Below are 15,022 nucleotides of genomic sequence, written 5' to 3' on the forward strand. Positions count from 1 at the left end.
ATGACGAGCGCTGACTTGCTGGTGGACGCATTCGGGCGGATCAAGGAGAACGTGCACGGCGCGGTGGCCGGGCTCACCCCGGTCGAACTGGCCGCGCGGCCGGACGGGGATTCCAATTCCATCGCCTGGCTGATCTGGCATCTGACCCGCGTGCAGGACGATCACATCGCGGACGTGGCGGGCCTCGAACAGGTATGGACGGCCCAGGGTTGGGTGAAGCGATTCGACCTGCCCTTCGACGATTCCGCCACCGGATACGCGCACAGTTCCGCCGAAGTGGCGCGGCTGGACGGCGTTTCCGCCGACCTGCTGCTCGGCTACTTCGACGCGGTGCACGACCAGACCATCGGGTACGTGTCCACGCTCACCGACGCCGATCTCCCCCGCATCGTCGACACCCGCTGGGATCCGCCGGTCACCCTGGGAGTCCGCTTGATCAGCGTGGTCGACGACGACATCCAGCATTCCGGTCAGGCGGCGTACATTCGCGGAATGCTGTTGCGCCGCCGTTGATCTTGTTCCGGAACCCACGGAGAATGCGAATATGGCATTCACCGTGGACCGTTTCGATCATGTGGTCATCAACTGTCTCGACCCGGTGGCGACAGCCGACTGGTATGCCCGCGTGCTGGGCATGAGCGTGGAGCGGTTCGGCCCCGCCGGGCGGCTCGCGCTCACCTTCGGGAATCAGAAGATCAATCTCCGGCCGGTCGGCGCGCTGGACACCGACCCGAACTGGACCACCGGGGCCACCGAAGCCGCTGGGGCACAGGACCTCTGCTTCGTGACCACGGCCGCGCCCGAGGCGGTCGCGGAGCACCTGACCGCGTGCGGGGTCGAGATCGTCAACGGCCCGGTGGTCAAGATCGGCGCGCTGGGCGAGATGGTCTCGCACTACTGCCGCGATCTCGACGGGAATCTCATCGAGATCGCGGTCTACCCGTCCTAGCCCCGGCCGCCCCTCAGGCCCACCGGTAGTCGACGCCGGTCAGCTCGGCGCTGAGCTCCCAGAGCTTGCGGGCCTGGAATCTGCTGTAGGCGAGGGGATTTCGTAGGGTGCGACGGGGATACCCGAAGGCCTCGAAGGCCGGGCCGCAGTAGGAGTTGCCGGCCAGGCCGGGCATGGTCGCCGCATACAGTTGCGGCAGGGCGCCCTTGGCGTCGGATTGCCCCAGCGAGAACAGCATTCGCTGCTGGATGGCCGCGAAAGCCGCCGCCACACCTTTTTCCGGACCGGAATCGTAGAGATTCGTCGCCGACAGACCCGGATGCGCGGCCACTGCGGTCAGCGTCGACCCGGCCGCGCGGGCCCTACGCTGCAATTCGGCGGTGAACAGGAGGTTGGCGAGTTTGGATTGGCTGTAGGCCAGCCAACGGCTGTACACCACACGCCAATTCGGATCGAGCCAGTTGATCAGGCCGCCCCAGGCGGCGATGGACGACACGGTCACCACGCGAGCTTCGGGCGCGCGCAGCAACTGGGGCAGCAGTAGTCCGGTCAATGCGTAGTGGCCCAGGTGATTGGTGCCGAACTGCGCGTCGAAGCCGTCGGCGGTGCGCTGATGCCGCGGCAGGGCCATTACGCCCGCATTGTTGACCAGGATGTCGATGGGTGTGCCACGTACGTCGAGGTGGTCGGCGGCGCGGCGGATGGAGGCCAGGTCGGCCAGATCCAGCGGCAGCACTTCGGGTTCGGTGCCGGTGGCCGCGGCGCTCACCTGCTCCAGCGCCGTTGCGGCCTTGAGCTCGTTGCGGCAGGCGAGCAGTACGTGGGCGCCCTTGGCGGCCAGGGCTTCCGCGGTGCGCAGGCCGAGTCCGCTGTTGGCGCCGGTGACCACGGCGGTCCGGCCGGTCTGGTCGGGGATGTCGTCGATGGTCCAGCGGCGGGCGAGCAGGGGCGGGCTGGTCACGGTCGGCCGGTCGGGCAGCGCCTCGGTCATACGGTCGTTCTCCTCCTCGAATTTCCGTCTGAGACAATGTACCTGGTAACGCGGGACCGCGCAGTTCCGCCAGCGGAGTGGACCAGCCGGGACCAGATCCCGTCGCTATTTCGTCTGGGACAATCCCCGGGAAGAGAGTCCATCATGCTCGCCACCATCATCGTTATCGTCGTCGTCGCAGTGGGAGCGATCGCCGCGGCAGGGCGGTGCGCCGGTCCACTCCGCGCGGGAGCGTCCGCGCCTTCGCCGTCCTCGTAGCTTGTGGTGCGGTTCGTCATCGACCACCATGTTTTCCTCGGTGCGGCCCGAAAAGCGGCCGCGATCGTGCCTCAACGTCGAGGACTCCAAACATATTGGGAGCCGCCGGAATACGATGGCCTCCACAACCCATATCGATGAGGAGACAGATCCATGACCGTCCATCCGCCCGCCGAGCCACCCACCAAAGGCAACCGGGTGATCCTGGCGGTGCTAGCGCTGGCCATCATCGGTGCGCTCGTGGCGGCGGCCATGGCGACCGCCGTCTGATCAGGCGGACGCGCTCTGCCGGTGCACTGCGGAATCCAGGCCCATACCCAGCAATTCGTCGAATCTGGCCAGCACCTTCTCGTGGTACATGGCGAACAGATCCTCGAACAGCGCCAGCTGCGCCTGGGACGGACCGGCCGTGGATTCCCACACCGCCAGCAGCGCCCGCCACACCAGTACGTGCAGATCGGCGGAGACCGCGAAGTACGCCTCCACCGCCTTCGGCACCTCGAACAGCATCTCCCCCACCGAATTGAGCACCGCGCGCTGCATGGTGTGGCCCAGATCGGTGAGCACCAGGCGCACCAGGCCGGCCTCGAGCTCGAGCATGCGGGTGTGATCGGGTTCGGCGCTGCGGGCCTGGGTTTCGAGTTCATCGACCGCGGCGGTCAGCACCGCGGGCTCGATGCCGTGCACGGCGGCGGTGTAGTCGAGCAGTGCCTCCAGCACGATGGCGCGCTCGGCCGCCACAATATTGCCGAACATCTCCACCGCCACCCCGGGCACGTGCATGGACAGCCGGAACAACCGCCGATACACATCCACCCCGCCCGCGCGGCGCACATCCCGGACAGTGAAACCGCGGCCGCGATGCGCGTCCACGAAGCCGTAGGACTCCAGACGGCCCAGCACCAATTGCGCTGTGGCCCGGTTCATATCGAATTCCTCGGCGACCTGGCGGACCGATGGCATCAGATCACCGGGCGCGTACTCACCGGTCGCGACGCGGCGAGCGAGCTCGTCCGCGACATCGGACACGACCGTCTGGGCACCCATCCTGTCACCTTTCGACAACTTTCGGATACGTCCCAGACAGTTTAGACTTTCGTGTGCCAAACTGCACGTGCATGCGCCGTGGCGGGCCACTCATCGGACCTGGTGAGGGCCACACCGGACGCCGGCGCGGTGCCGCGCACACGACGAGGTGAGCAATGTCGATTCGGCGTATCGGGGAACGGTCGGGGGGCGACGGGGGCAGGCCGCCGGTTCGCGGCGCGGTCCGCAATGCGCGAATCGCCAGCCTTCCGGTCGCATTCGCGGGCCGGCAGGCCGCCGGGGTCGGCAAGCGGGCCCTCGGCCGATCCGCGGCCGAGGTGGACTTCGACATCCGAATGCGCACCGCCCAGCACATTTTCGAGGTGCTCGGCGAATTGAAGGGCTGCGCCACCAAACTCGGGCAGCTGCTCTCGCTCTACGAACTCGCGCTGCCCTCGGAGATCGCATCGCCGTACCGGACCGCGCTCACCCAGCTGCAGGATGCGGTGCCCATCATGCTGCCCGGCACCGTGTACGAGGCCATGGCCGCGGGCATGGGCGAGAACTGGCGCTGGCACTTCACCGAATTCGACGATCGGCGGGCCGCGGCGGCCTCCATCGGACAGGTGCATCGCGCGGTGTGGCGCGACGGGCGGCCGGTGGCGGTCAAGGTCATGTATCAGGGCGCGCACCAGGCGGTGCTCGCCGATCTGGAACAGCTGCGCCGACTTTCGGTGCTGGCCACGGTGTTCGCGCCCGGCGCGGACGTGCCCGCGGTGACCGAGGCCATCTGCACCTGCGTGGCCGACGAACTCGACTATGCGGCCGAGGCCGACCATCAACGGCGTTTCGCCGAGGCGTACGCGGACGATCCGGATTTCGTGGTGCCCGGCGTGATCACGCAGCGTGGCGATGTGATCGTGACCGAATGGCTCACCGGCACACCGGTTTCGCGGATCATCGAATCCGGTACGCCCGAGGAGCGCAGCCGGGTCGGGATGCTCATCATCCGCTTCCTGCTGTCGACCTGGTCGCGCACCGGCCTGCTGTACTGCGACCCGCACCCGGGCAACTTCCGGGTGCTGCCCGACGGGCGGCTGGGCGTGGTGGATTTCGGGGCCTGCACGCCCTGGCCGCCCCCGGGCTTCGAGGAACTGGTGGGCGGGGTGATGGAGGCCGCGTTCAACGGCGGCATAGCGGAATTGGACGCGGCAGTGCGGCGACACGGATTCGTGCGGCCCGGACGCAACTACGACGTGGCCGCCCTGGCCGAGGGTCTCGACGCGGTCGGCGAACCGCTCACCGTGCCGACCTTCCGGCTGACCACCGCCTGGCTGCGCGGCCACGTCCGCTCGGTGCTGGCACCGCGGTTGTCCAATGTCCACCGGCAACTGGACATGCCCGCGTACTTCACCCCTTTCGCGCGCTGTTTTCTGACCGCGCTGGGCGTGGTGTGCCAATTGGAGACCGACGGGCCCATCCGCGCCGAATTCGCCCGCTGGTCACCGGAATTGGCCGCGGTCTTCGACCGCTACGACACCCGCCACGCCCAGCCCACCGACCTGGCAGTCGTCCGTCACCTGCGGCCGGCGCCGCCGGATCGCCGCGCCTCGATTGTCGGCTGAACTCCCCGGCGACACCACGGGCTGCGCGGCGCGATTCCCCGCCATCGCAACGGGTCTCGCGCCTCGGTGGCCCGACTGTGCGCGAGGCCGGCATGAACGAGACTCCTGGCCTGCGCTCATCCCCGCATGCTCGCTGGTTCAGCTGGCCGGGGTGAGCACGGGCGGCTGCCAGCTTCCATTGGCGGCATTGTCGCGCGGTGCGTACAGGCGCATGGCGAGATTGAACGTCCCGGAAGATGGGATCGGCAGCCAGTTGCCCCGGGGGACTTCGGGTCCGGGCTCCGCGGCCTGCAGGACGAGATCCACCGAACCATCGGGGTTCGGGGTGGCGGCGGGCTGATGGCCGACGGAGTAGATGTTGTCCGGGTTGGGGACCAGGAAATGGTCGGCGGTATAGGCGGTCAGCGACCAGAACGCGTCCGCGGGCGGCAGCTGGCCTGCCGGAAAGTGGCATCGGTAGGTGCGGGGGGCGCCGCCGGACTCGGCGGGGACATCGGCCATCATGGGATAGATCGCGTCGGCGGGCAGATTCGCGCCGAGTGCCGTCAATGCCGTGTTGGCACGCAACGGGTAATCGGTGCCGTAGGCGCCGAGGTCGGTGGCATAGCTCCAGCCGTTGACCTCCTTCGCACCCGGGTTCTCGTAGTCGTGGATCCGCTGCTGGGCGTCGTGGACCGCGGCGTTCAGGGTGTCGGCGTCGATGCCGGTGACCGAGCCGCCGGGCTTGATACCCAGGGTGGCGAACCGGGCGAGCGCGTCGGCGTCGGCGGGTGCGGGGGCATCGGCGGCCATCAGCTCATTGAGCTTGGCGAAAAAGGCTGCGCCGTCCATCTTTTGGACCTGCGCGGTGGGGCTGTCGGTCGGATTGCCCGGTACACCGTTGGGCGTGGGAGTGTCCGGGTTGGCGGTCCATGCGCTCAGTGGCATGAGCTTGATCTGGTTCTGCAGGGCGACGACCGCGTCGTGGTCGTTCGGGCTGTTGAGAGCGAAACGGATGATGATCCATGTCGTGCCGGTGGGCATGTCCAGGCGGGTGAGTCCATCGGGGAGCTGCCCGTTCCAGCCGGGGCCTGTGACGGCATAGGTGAACGGGCCGGACCGACCGCCGCCGGATATCTGCGGGTGCACGCTGGAGGGGTTGTGGACGGTGTTGGTCCAGGCGTCCATCATCTGGGCCAGCCAGTAGCGGTCGGGCATGACCGGAATCTGCAACACCATCGGCTCGGCGCGCAGATCCAGCCAGGTCTGGCTGTAGAGGGTGTCGACGTTCGGGGTGACGACGGTCTTGTCGTCGGGGCTGGGTGTCCTGTCGAAACGCAGCAGGGTGTTGGTCGGCGCGGCGGTCGCGCGGGTGGCGTCCATGAGGACCAGTGGGTAGCCGAAGATGTAGGCGTCGGTCGCGATCGACTTCGGATCGCTACCGCCCGCGCTGGTCGTGGTGGACGAGGAGGAGGAATTCTTCGAGCTGCTGCACGCCGCCAGCGCGGCGGTGGCCGCCAATCCGGCTGCGGCGCCGAACAATCCACGTCGCGACATCGATAGACCGGGAACACTATCGGGCATGATTGCCGCTCCTGTCCGTGTGAGAACCCGAAAAGGCCATGCTCGCACGGTAGCTAATTATCAGCGCACTTCCCGGGCATCTCCGGTTCATGTCGATACCGATCAGCCAGATCCCGTACACCACCTCGTGTCGCGAAAAGAGGGCTGGGGGATCAACGGTGTCGATACCATTCTCTGGGAGGTGCGCCATGACGAAGGTGCTCTTGATCACCGGGGATGCCGCCGAGGACCTCGAGGTGATGTATCCCTATCAGCGACTGCTGGAAGAGGGGTACGAGGTCGATATCGCGGCTCCAGCTCGGAAACGGCTGCAGTTCGTGGTTCATGACTTCACCGAGGGGTTCGACACCTACACCGAGAAGCTGGGGCGGACCTGGCCCGCCGACCTGGCGTTCGCGGAGGTTGATCCGAGTCGGTATGCGGCGCTGGTGATTCCGGGTGGGCGGGCACCGGAGTACTTGCGCGGGGATCGGGACTGTCGGCGGATCGTCCAGCACTTCGCGGAAACGGACAAGCCGATCGCGGCGCTGTGTCATGGACCGCTGATCCTGGCCGCAGCGGGGGTGCTGCGGGATCGGTCCTCGAGCAGCTACCCGGCGCTCGAACCCGATGTGGTGGCGGCCGGAGGGCAATGGGTCGACAGCCCGGACCATGTCGACGGCAATCTGATCACCGGGCGCGCGTGGCCCGACCATCCGCAGTGGATGCGCGCCTTCCTCGACGTCCTGCGTAAATCCGCACCGCCCACCGCCTGACCGCCGTAGCTGCACGCTGAGGTTGTGCGATCCCGTCTCAGCAGTGGCACCTCCGGCGAGGCGCAGGTCCGGTCGATGGGGCGGCCACCGGGTCGCGGTCGTCCACACCGGAACGGCCGGCGAGGGTCATAGGCCCGACCTGTGGGGCATAGAACAGGTCTATGGATGCATCGGATTGTGGGCGCTACCGGGGGAAAGCCGGTCACGCGAGGGTTGAGGCATGACCACAGTGACCTTTCGCAGGACCGCCGATGCTGCTTCCGCCGCGCGGGTGGACGCCTCCACCGCGGCGCGGGCGGGTCAGCGGGAGCCGCTGCGGTACCTGGCGCCGAACTGGTTCGCCGTGGTGATGGGTACCGGCATCATCGGCAATGCCGCCGCGACGCTGCCGTTGCAGTTCCCGGGCTTGCGGGCCGCCGGCACCGTGGTGTGGGCGCTGGCCGCGCTGCTGCTGACCGTGCTGGCCGGAGCATGGGTCCTGCACTGGCGGCGGTATCCCGAGGAAGCGCGCGGGCACGGGCTGCACCCGATCATGATGCAGTTCTACGGCGCGCTGCCCATGGCCCTGCTCACCGTCGGCGCGGGCACCCTGATGCTCGGCAAGGACGTCATCGGGCTGACCGCCGCCGTGACCGTCGACTGGGTGTTGTGGTCGGCCGGAACGGTTTTCGGCCTGATGACCGCCGCCGCCATTCCCTACCGGATGATCACCCGGCACACTTTCGATCCCGACTCGGCCTTCGGCGGCTGGTTGATGCCCGTGGTGCCGCCGATGGTGTCCGCCGCGCTGGGCGCACTGCTGGTGCCGCACGCTCCGGCCGGGCAGCTGCGGCTGACCCTGTTCGTGGCCTGTCTGGCCATGTTCGGACTGAGCCTGATCGCCTCGCTGGTCACCATCACCCTGATCTGGTCGCGGCTGCTGCATCACGGCCTGCTGCCGGCCGGGATGGTCGCCACCGTCTGGCTGGTTCTCGGTCCCCTGGGCCAGTCGGTGACCGCCGCGGGCAGCCTGGCCAATGTCGCCCCCGGCGTCGTGGATGAGCGCATCGCCGCCGGGCTCGATGTCTTCGCCGTCCTCTACGGCGTTCCCACCTGGGGATTCGCCATGCTGTGGCTGGCACTGGCCATTGCCGTCACCCGGCACGCCCGCACCTCCATGCCGTTCAACCTGACCTGGTGGGGCTTCACCTTCCCGCTCGGCTGCTGTGTCACCGGCAGCACCGCCCTCTACCAGCACACCGGCGCCGACCTGTTCGCCGTCACCGCCGTGGGCCTGTACGCCCTGCTGGTCGCCGCGTGGGCCGTGGTCACCGCCAAGACCGTGCACGGCGTGCTGCGGGGCGATCTGCTGCGACCCGTGCGGTGACGGCGCGGTCAGCCTCGTCCCGGGTGGATCCGGCCGGATCCACCCGGGACGAATTCGTTCCGATACCGCTGAAACGTCTCCGCTGTAACCCCGGCCGCTATCTACTGACAGACGTGAACACGCGTCGATGTATTCGTTGGATGCAGGAAGCGGCGGTTCATGGTGCGACGGGTCGAATCCGAGCACCGGACGCAGCCTGTCACGAGCTCGAGCTCGGGTCGGGAGTTGCGGCTGGTGTCCGGTGACAGCTACGCCAGCTGGGAAGCGGTGTACCGGGACAATGTCACCTGGGTGTACGCGTTGATGTTCGGCAAGGTCGGCAACCGGGCCGACGCCGAGGATCTCACCGCCGAGGTATTCACGGCAGCGCTCAAACCGCTGCGCATCACGGCGAGCGCACCCGAGGTGCGGGCCTACCTGCGCGCCACCGCGCGCACGGTGCTGGCCGCGCACTGGAAGGCGCGGATGGGCCGGGAGATCACCGCCATCGAGGGCGATATCCCCGATGAACCGCCCGAGGAGTTCCACGACTCCGGGGCGGAGGCCCGCGCCAAGGCGGTGCTGGCCGAACTCCCGGACCGCTACCGCCGCATTCTGGAACTGCGCTTTCTCCAGGGACTTTCGGTCCGGGAGTCGGCGCAGAGCCTCGGAGTGACGGTGGCGAATGCGAAGGTGTTGCAGCATCGGGCGTTGCAGATGGCGTCCCAGCTGAATGAGCGAGGTGTGCGGTGAGCGGGCGGGAAGTGCGGCGGTTCGTCGACGAACTACTGGCCGGCAAGAAGTCCACGGGCTTCCGGCCCGATGAGGCCGAGGCCGAGGAGATGCGCACGGCCATCGAACTGCGGGCCGCGCGCCTGGGCAGTGACGCGCCCAGCGAGGAGTTCCTGAGCAGTCTGCAGCGCCGGCTCGCGGCCGAGATGGACGATGAGCCGACTCCCTTGCACTCGACGAACGGTTACCGCCGCCGGAACCTGCTGATCGGCACCTCCGCGGCTGCGGCCGCCGCCACGGTCGGGGCGGTGGTGGATCGGACCCTGATCGGGCACGGGCAGCCGGGCTCCCCGCCCGCCGCGAAGCAGGCCCCGCTGTCCCCCAATACCGGCGCGTGGTTGCCGATCGCCCGCTCCTCGGATCTGCCGGAGGGCGCGACGATCGCCTTCGATGTCGGCACCGTCAATGGATTCGTGCGCCGCGACAAGGGAAATCCGGTCGCAGTTTCCGGCGTGTGCACGCATCAGGGCTGCAAGCTGTGGCTCGACGCCCCGGCCGAGCGCCTGCGTTGCCCGTGCCACTCCACCTCCTTCTCCATCGAGGGCGAGGTGGTCACACACCAACTACCGGTGGCGCCCGCGCCCTTGCCCACCGTCCAGGTCCGCGAGAACAACGGCACCATCGAGGTTTTCGCGCCCACCGAGCCCGCTTAGTCCTCCAATAGTGTTCGCGCACAGCGGTTTCTGTCCCGTGTAACCCCCGCCCCTATCTATGGATGACCGGTTCGCAGCAGCGAACGGAACCATCCCGGATGGAGGCTCGGACCCCATGACACCCACCCGCAGCCGGCGGCGCGCAGCCGTCGCCGTCACCGTCGCCGCGGCAGCCCTGCTGACGGCGAGCGCGTGCAGCTCGAACGGCGGCGGCAAAGCCACGGACAATGCCGCCCCCGGCTTCACCTTCGCTTCCGGCACCGCTACGCCCGGCATGGTGCCGGACGGCGCGGGTCCGGCCATGCCCGGCATGACGACGTCGGGGGCGGCCACGACCGCTCCGGCGGCCGCGGCACCGGCCGGACCCAATGCCGTCACCATCGACAATTTCGCCTTCGGGCCCAGCACACTGACCGTCAAGGTCGGCACCACGGTGACCTGGACCAATCACGACGAGGAACCGCACACCGTGGTCGCCGACGACGGCAGCTTCCGCTCGCCGACGCTGGGCAACAACGCGACCTACACCTTCACCTTCTCGAAAGCGGGCAGCTTCGCCTACGTCTGCTCGATTCATCCCTTCATGCACGCAACCGTGGTGGTGACTCAATGAACACTCGCAACCCGGACGACCGGTACACGGACTTCGAGGACGAGGACGCGGCCCGCGATCCCCAGAAGATGACCCGGCGCCAGCTCATGCGGCACTCCGCCTGGTTCGGCGCGGCGGTGGGCCTGGCGGTGGCGGGCGGCGAGGTGGTCTCGCACGTGGCCGGCACCGCGCTGGCCGCGCCCGCCCGGCCCACCCTGCGGTTCGCTCAGATCAGTGACAGCCACATCGGTTTCACCGGTACCGCCAACACCAGCGTGACCGACACCTTCACCGAGGCCATCTCGCAGGTGAATTCGCTGGGCTACGAGCCCGACTTCGTCATCCACACCGGCGATCTCACGCATCTGGCCACGGCCGAGCAGTTCGATCAGGTCCATCAGATGATGCAGGGGATCAAGACCCCGCACGTGTTCACCGTTCCGGGAGAACATGATTCGAGTGATGACGGCGGTTCCCGATACCGGTCGACCTTCGGGAACGGCACGCGCGGGAACGGCTGGTACAGCTTCGACATCGCCGGCGTCCACGTGATCGGACTGGTGAATACGCTGAATCTCAAGGATCTCGGGCATCTCGGGCAGGACCAGCTGGACTTCGTACAGAAGGATGTGGCCGGATTGTCCAGTGACACACCGATCATCGTATTCAGCCACATTCCGCTGTTCGCCATGTATCCCCAATGGGGCTGGGGCACAGACGATGCCACCCAGGCACTCAGCTATATGAAGCGGTTCTCCTCGGTGACCTGCCTCAACGGCCATGTGCACCAACTGTTCACGAAGACCGAGGGCAATGTGACGTTCTACAGCGGCACCACCACGGCGTACCCGTTGCCGAAACCCGGTGATGGGCCCGCACCCAAGCCGGTGACGCTGCCCGCGGGCAAGCTGCACGACGCCCTCGGCATCCGCGAAGTCACGTATCAGAAGGGTCAACAGCAACTTGCTATCAAAGAACAATCACTGAAATGACCACTGCCCAACGGCGTGTCGCGCGCGGTTCTCACATCGTTGTCATTTCGTCAGCATGACCTGGCGATGGAAGATCGAAAACGGAGGGTAATCTACTACGCTGGGCAGTAACAAGATGCTGTGCAGCAGTGCGGCGCACGGCGATTACAGGAGGGAAGCTATGCCACCCCGCCGTTTTCGGACGAATGCCGCAGCGAGCGCATTGATTGCATTGGTGCTGGTGCTGACGGCGTGCTCGTCCAATCTCCCGAGCGGGAATGTGGGTCCGCGCACTCCGGTCGCGCAGTCCATCACCATCACCCCGGCGCAGGGCTCGGACAAGGTGGACCCGTCCGCGTCGGTGAAGGTGAGCACCTCCAGCGGCGTGCTGACCGATGTGTCGCTCACCAATGAGGACGGCAAGGTCATCGAGGGCACCTACACGCCGGACAAGACGGCGTGGAAGCCGAACGATCAGCTGGGCTACAGCCGCACGTACACGCTGAAGGCCTCCGGCATGGATGTGACCGGTCCAACCGGTCCGGTCACCTCCAGCTTCACGACCATCGCACCGAAGAACCAGACCAAGGTGTATCTGAACACCACGGGCGGGCAGGCGATCGTCGACGGCAACAGCTACGGCGTGGGCATGGTCATCGTCGCGCACTTCGACGAGGACATCCCCGACCGGGCCGCGGCGCAGAAGCGTCTGGTCGTCACCACCGATCCGCCGGTCGACGGCGCCTGGTACTGGATGGACAACCGCAATGCGCACTGGCGGCCCAAGGAGTACTGGAAGACCGGCACCAAGGTGAGCGTGGCGGCCAACCTCTACGGCGTCGAGGTCGGCAACGGCCTGTTCGGCCAGGAGGACTCCAAGGCCAACTTCGTCATCGGACCGTCGCACGTGTCGATCGCGGACGACAACACCCATCAGGTGCAGGTGTTCGAGAACGGTCAGCTGATCCGCACCATGCCGACCTCCATGGGCCGCGGCGGCAGCGAGACCATCGCCGGCAAGACGTTCACGTTCTGGACCATGCCGGGCACGTACACGGTCATGGACAAGGCCAACCCGGTCATCATGGACTCGTCCACCTACGGCCTGCCCGTCAATTCGCGGCTCGGGTACAAGGAGGCCATCGGCTGGGCCACGCGCATCAGCACCGACGGCATCTATCTGCACCAGCTGGATTCCACGGTGTGGGCGCAGGGCAATACCGACACGTCACACGGGTGCCTCAACCTCAGTGCCGAGAACGCGCAGTGGTTCTTCAACTTCGCGCAGCCCGGTGACGTGGTGGAGGTGCACAACACCGGCGGGGCGCCGCTCGAGGTGTGGCAGAACGGCGACTGGACGCTCAGCTGGGATCAGTGGGTGGCCGGTAGCGCCGGCTGAACCCGCTCGCGCGCGGCCAGCTGACCGGTCCGCGCGAGATACCAGGCGGCGACACAGAATTCGGCGGCCACCGTGCCCCACACCAGCGTCCACACCGAGTGGGTGCGCAGGGTGAGGAGCAGCGCGGTGGCCGCCACCGCTGTCCCGACCACCGCGCCGATCATGATGCCGACGGTGTCCTGACGCACCGGCAGGATGGCGGTGGTGACGAACGAGGTGGTGGCGGTGGCGACCAGGATGCAGACCTCCACGCGCAGCATCGGCACCACGGCACGGAAATCGTCGTCGTAGATGAGCTGCACCGCGAACGGGGCGGTCACCCAGATCCCCGCCACCGCAACGGCCGCCACGATCACGCACGCGGCCAGGGCGCGCATCTCGTGCCGCCAGAAACTCGGATCGGTGCGCTCCCGAGCCATGCGGGGCAGCAGCGCCAGCCCGATCGGATCGAGCAGCGACTGCACCGCGCGCACGAGTTTGTCACTCGCCGAATACAACCCGAGCGACGCGGCGTCCAGCACCGAGGAGTAGACGGTGGCGGTGCCCTGCCCGTAGCTGGTCACCAGCAGCCGTGACGCGAGCACGGGTGCACCGGTGCGCAGGATCATCACGACCTTGGTGGGGCGGCCCGGACGGCCGAACCGAGTGTGGGCGTCCCGCCAGGTCAGCACGACGGTGACCACCGACGACAGCAGCAGGCACAGCAGCACCACCTCGGCGTGCGGCAGCCGTGGCAGCATCGCGACCAGCAGCACGAGGTACACCACCCGCCCGGCGATCTGATAGGTCATCGAGGCCCCGAATCTGGCCTGCCCCACCAGCAGCCAGTCCTCGGACATGGACAGGAACCCGCCCACGAACAGCCCCAGCAGGATCATGCGCAGGTGCGGGCCGACGCCGACGGCGAGCCCGGCCGTGAGCGCCACCGCAATGATGCTCAGCCCCGCGCCACGCACCGCGAGATAGCTCCCCCGCAGCTCGTCGAGGCCCTCATCGTTCAGCAGCGCGGCCAGAAACGTATTGATGCCGAGGTCCACCAGCAGCGAGCCCAGAAAATACGCCGACATCCCGATGGCCAGCAGCCCGACCCCACTCACCCCGAGCGTCCGCGCGGTCAACGGCACGGTCACCGCGGTCACCAGGAACTGCCCGTACTTCCCGAGACTGACGAACCCGATGTCCCGCAACACCGACAGCAGCCCATCCTCGGCTACCTTCGCCCGCACCCGCCCGATCAGCACCGTCCCCACCAGTCGCCGTCCCGCCATAGCGGTCCTCTTTCTCCCCGACCGCGCACTCCGGCCCGACCCCGAAATTCTCCTGCCCCCTCCCCACCCCCGCCACCCCAAACCCCCGACTCACCGCAAAACGTAACCCATTCAAATCAACCGGCCAGCTACCCAACCTGATTCACCACGGCTGCGGCCGTCGAGTGACGCACACCCAACCACCAACCTGTGCAACGGGTTTCAACGTACGCTCGACCACGCACCGCCCAACCGAAAGGGTGACCCGATGTCCGACGACACCATGTTCAGCGTCTACGGCCGAATGACCGCCCTCCCCGGCCGCCGTGACGACCTGATCACCTTGCTCCTGAACGGATTCCGCGCCGGCGGCCCCACCAGCGGCCTACTCACCTACACCATCAACACAGCCCCCGACGACCCCGACACCATCTGGCTCACCCAACTGTGGATCGACAAGCCCGCCCACGACGCAACCACCCGCTCCGAACCGGTAGCCGCCATCACCCGTCAACTCCCGCCACTCCTGGCCCGACAACCCGAAGGCTTCTACGGCAACACCATTCACGCCGAGGGCCACACCCCCGAGTGACGAGAATTCCCGCCGCCCTGGGAATCCCCTGCGACCGCCACCAAGATCAAGAAACTCTCACCGAGGAAACCCGGACAAATGGACTGCATGCGCATCACGGTCACCACCATCGCGGGCACGCTGCTCACCGCCTCTGTTCCTGCGGCCGCGGGCCTGATGCCGGAGTGGGCGACCGTCCGCCGTCACATATGACCAGTTTCGATACCTGGCGCGCGGCGCGGACCTGATGCCGGTCCACAATGTCCAGAATGAAGGGGTTGCCCA

General features: G+C 67.4%; 15 protein-coding genes. 11 read left to right on the forward strand and 4 right to left on the reverse strand.

Going from position 1 to position 15,022, the window contains the following annotated elements; translation table 11 throughout:
• Both ABZ909_RS12815 and ABZ909_RS12820 read left to right on the forward strand, forming a co-directional pair.
• Positions 1-513: a DUF664 domain-containing protein gene (locus tag ABZ909_RS12815; protein ID WP_356998297.1), complete on the forward strand. Its 513-nt coding sequence runs from the start codon at positions 1-3 to the stop codon at positions 511-513.
• 31 nt (positions 514-544) lie between these two features.
• Positions 545-949 (forward strand): VOC family protein, encoded by a 405-nt coding sequence (locus ABZ909_RS12820; protein WP_356998299.1) that lies wholly within the window; start codon positions 545-547, stop codon positions 947-949.
• A 13-nt stretch (positions 950-962) separates the two neighbouring features.
• Here ABZ909_RS12820 and ABZ909_RS12825 read toward each other — a convergent pair whose 3' ends face one another.
• Both ABZ909_RS12825 and ABZ909_RS12830 read right to left on the reverse strand, forming a co-directional pair.
• Positions 963-1,940 (reverse strand): oxidoreductase, encoded by a 978-nt coding sequence (locus ABZ909_RS12825; RefSeq protein WP_356998300.1) that lies wholly within the window; start codon positions 1,938-1,940, stop codon positions 963-965.
• 528 nt (positions 1,941-2,468) lie between these two features.
• Positions 2,469-3,245, reverse strand: a complete 777-nt coding sequence (locus tag ABZ909_RS12830; RefSeq protein ID WP_356998302.1) for a winged helix-turn-helix domain-containing protein — start codon at positions 3,243-3,245, stop codon at positions 2,469-2,471.
• Positions 3,246-3,400: 155 nt separating this feature from the next.
• On the opposite strand from ABZ909_RS12830, the gene ABZ909_RS12835 reads away from it, so the two are divergent.
• Entirely contained in the window at positions 3,401-4,849 is a 1,449-nt protein-coding gene (locus ABZ909_RS12835; RefSeq protein WP_356998304.1) for an AarF/ABC1/UbiB kinase family protein, read from the forward strand.
• Positions 4,850-4,987: 138 nt separating this feature from the next.
• Here the strand turns inward: ABZ909_RS12835 and ABZ909_RS12840 are convergent, their stop codons facing one another.
• The gene (locus tag ABZ909_RS12840; protein WP_356998306.1) at positions 4,988-6,412 is read right to left on the reverse strand and encodes a DUF1254 domain-containing protein; all 1,425 of its coding nucleotides are present in this window, start codon (positions 6,410-6,412) and stop codon (positions 4,988-4,990) included.
• A 188-nt stretch (positions 6,413-6,600) separates the two neighbouring features.
• On the opposite strand from ABZ909_RS12840, the gene ABZ909_RS12845 reads away from it, so the two are divergent.
• The 7 genes from ABZ909_RS12845 to ABZ909_RS12875 all read left to right on the forward strand — a co-directional run bounded on the left by ABZ909_RS12845 (position 6,601) and on the right by ABZ909_RS12875 (position 12,919).
• Positions 6,601-7,167 carry a DJ-1/PfpI family protein gene (locus ABZ909_RS12845; RefSeq protein ID WP_356998307.1) on the forward strand — a complete coding sequence of 189 codons (567 nt, stop codon included), beginning with the start codon at positions 6,601-6,603 and terminating at the stop codon, positions 7,165-7,167.
• A gap of 220 nt (positions 7,168-7,387) precedes the next feature.
• A complete protein-coding gene (locus tag ABZ909_RS12850) occupies positions 7,388-8,533 on the forward strand; it encodes a TDT family transporter (protein ID WP_356998309.1) in 1,146 nt (381 codons plus the stop codon).
• 159 nt (positions 8,534-8,692) lie between these two features.
• Complete coding sequence (locus ABZ909_RS12855) at positions 8,693-9,265, forward strand: sigma-70 family RNA polymerase sigma factor (protein WP_356998311.1); 573 nt, start codon at positions 8,693-8,695, stop codon at positions 9,263-9,265.
• On the forward strand, positions 9,262-9,957 hold the full coding sequence (locus ABZ909_RS12860; protein WP_356998312.1) for a Rieske 2Fe-2S domain-containing protein: 696 nt from the start codon (positions 9,262-9,264) through the stop codon (positions 9,955-9,957). Before ABZ909_RS12855 ends, ABZ909_RS12860 begins: the two co-directional genes overlap by 4 nt.
• A 115-nt stretch (positions 9,958-10,072) precedes the next feature.
• Entirely contained in the window at positions 10,073-10,570 is a 498-nt protein-coding gene (locus ABZ909_RS12865) for a cupredoxin family copper-binding protein (RefSeq protein ID WP_356998314.1), read from the forward strand.
• 68 nt (positions 10,571-10,638) lie between these two features.
• Positions 10,639-11,541: a metallophosphoesterase gene (locus tag ABZ909_RS12870; RefSeq protein WP_356998544.1), complete on the forward strand. Its 903-nt coding sequence runs from the start codon at positions 10,639-10,641 to the stop codon at positions 11,539-11,541.
• Positions 11,542-11,701: 160 nt separating this feature from the next.
• Positions 11,702-12,919 carry an Ig-like domain-containing protein gene (locus tag ABZ909_RS12875; protein ID WP_356998316.1) on the forward strand — a complete coding sequence of 406 codons (1,218 nt, stop codon included), beginning with the start codon at positions 11,702-11,704 and terminating at the stop codon, positions 12,917-12,919.
• Here ABZ909_RS12875 and ABZ909_RS12880 read toward each other — a convergent pair.
• Complete coding sequence (locus tag ABZ909_RS12880; RefSeq protein WP_356998317.1) at positions 12,892-14,187, reverse strand: lipopolysaccharide biosynthesis protein; 1,296 nt, start codon at positions 14,185-14,187, stop codon at positions 12,892-12,894. The two genes, ABZ909_RS12875 and ABZ909_RS12880, sit on opposite strands and share 28 nt — an antisense overlap.
• Before the next feature lie 247 nt (positions 14,188-14,434).
• Here ABZ909_RS12880 and ABZ909_RS12885 point away from each other — a divergent pair, with 247 nt between their 5' ends.
• Positions 14,435-14,758 (forward strand): antibiotic biosynthesis monooxygenase, encoded by a 324-nt coding sequence (locus ABZ909_RS12885; protein WP_356998319.1) that lies wholly within the window; start codon positions 14,435-14,437, stop codon positions 14,756-14,758.
• The last annotated feature ends 264 nt before the right edge of the window (positions 14,759-15,022 follow it).

The sequence above is a fragment of the Nocardia sp. NPDC046763 genome (genome assembly GCF_040645495.1).
Classification (GTDB): domain Bacteria; phylum Actinomycetota; class Actinomycetes; order Mycobacteriales; family Mycobacteriaceae; genus Nocardia.

Bases quoted from the DNA above. Each gene is read 5' to 3' on its own strand.
- ABZ909_RS12815 (WP_356998297.1), top strand. From the start codon at position 1: ATGACGAGCGCTGACTTGCTGGTGGACGCATTCGGGCGGATCAAGGAG.
- ABZ909_RS12820 (WP_356998299.1), top strand. From the start codon at position 545: ATGGCATTCACCGTGGACCGTTTCGATCATGTGGTCATCAACTGTCTC.
- ABZ909_RS12825 (WP_356998300.1), bottom strand. From the start codon at position 1,940: ATGACCGAGGCGCTGCCCGACCGGCCGACCGTGACCAGCCCGCCCCTG.
- ABZ909_RS12830 (WP_356998302.1), bottom strand. From the start codon at position 3,245: ATGGGTGCCCAGACGGTCGTGTCCGATGTCGCGGACGAGCTCGCTCGC.
- ABZ909_RS12835 (WP_356998304.1), top strand. From the start codon at position 3,401: ATGTCGATTCGGCGTATCGGGGAACGGTCGGGGGGCGACGGGGGCAGG.
- ABZ909_RS12840 (WP_356998306.1), bottom strand. From the start codon at position 6,412: ATGCCCGATAGTGTTCCCGGTCTATCGATGTCGCGACGTGGATTGTTC.
- ABZ909_RS12845 (WP_356998307.1), top strand. From the start codon at position 6,601: ATGACGAAGGTGCTCTTGATCACCGGGGATGCCGCCGAGGACCTCGAG.
- ABZ909_RS12850 (WP_356998309.1), top strand. From the start codon at position 7,388: ATGACCACAGTGACCTTTCGCAGGACCGCCGATGCTGCTTCCGCCGCG.
- ABZ909_RS12855 (WP_356998311.1), top strand. From the start codon at position 8,693: ATGGTGCGACGGGTCGAATCCGAGCACCGGACGCAGCCTGTCACGAGC.
- ABZ909_RS12865 (WP_356998314.1), top strand. From the start codon at position 10,073: ATGACACCCACCCGCAGCCGGCGGCGCGCAGCCGTCGCCGTCACCGTC.
- ABZ909_RS12870 (WP_356998544.1), top strand. From the start codon at position 10,639: ATGACCCGGCGCCAGCTCATGCGGCACTCCGCCTGGTTCGGCGCGGCG.
- ABZ909_RS12875 (WP_356998316.1), top strand. From the start codon at position 11,702: ATGCCACCCCGCCGTTTTCGGACGAATGCCGCAGCGAGCGCATTGATT.
- ABZ909_RS12880 (WP_356998317.1), bottom strand. From the start codon at position 14,187: ATGGCGGGACGGCGACTGGTGGGGACGGTGCTGATCGGGCGGGTGCGG.
- ABZ909_RS12885 (WP_356998319.1), top strand. From the start codon at position 14,435: ATGTCCGACGACACCATGTTCAGCGTCTACGGCCGAATGACCGCCCTC.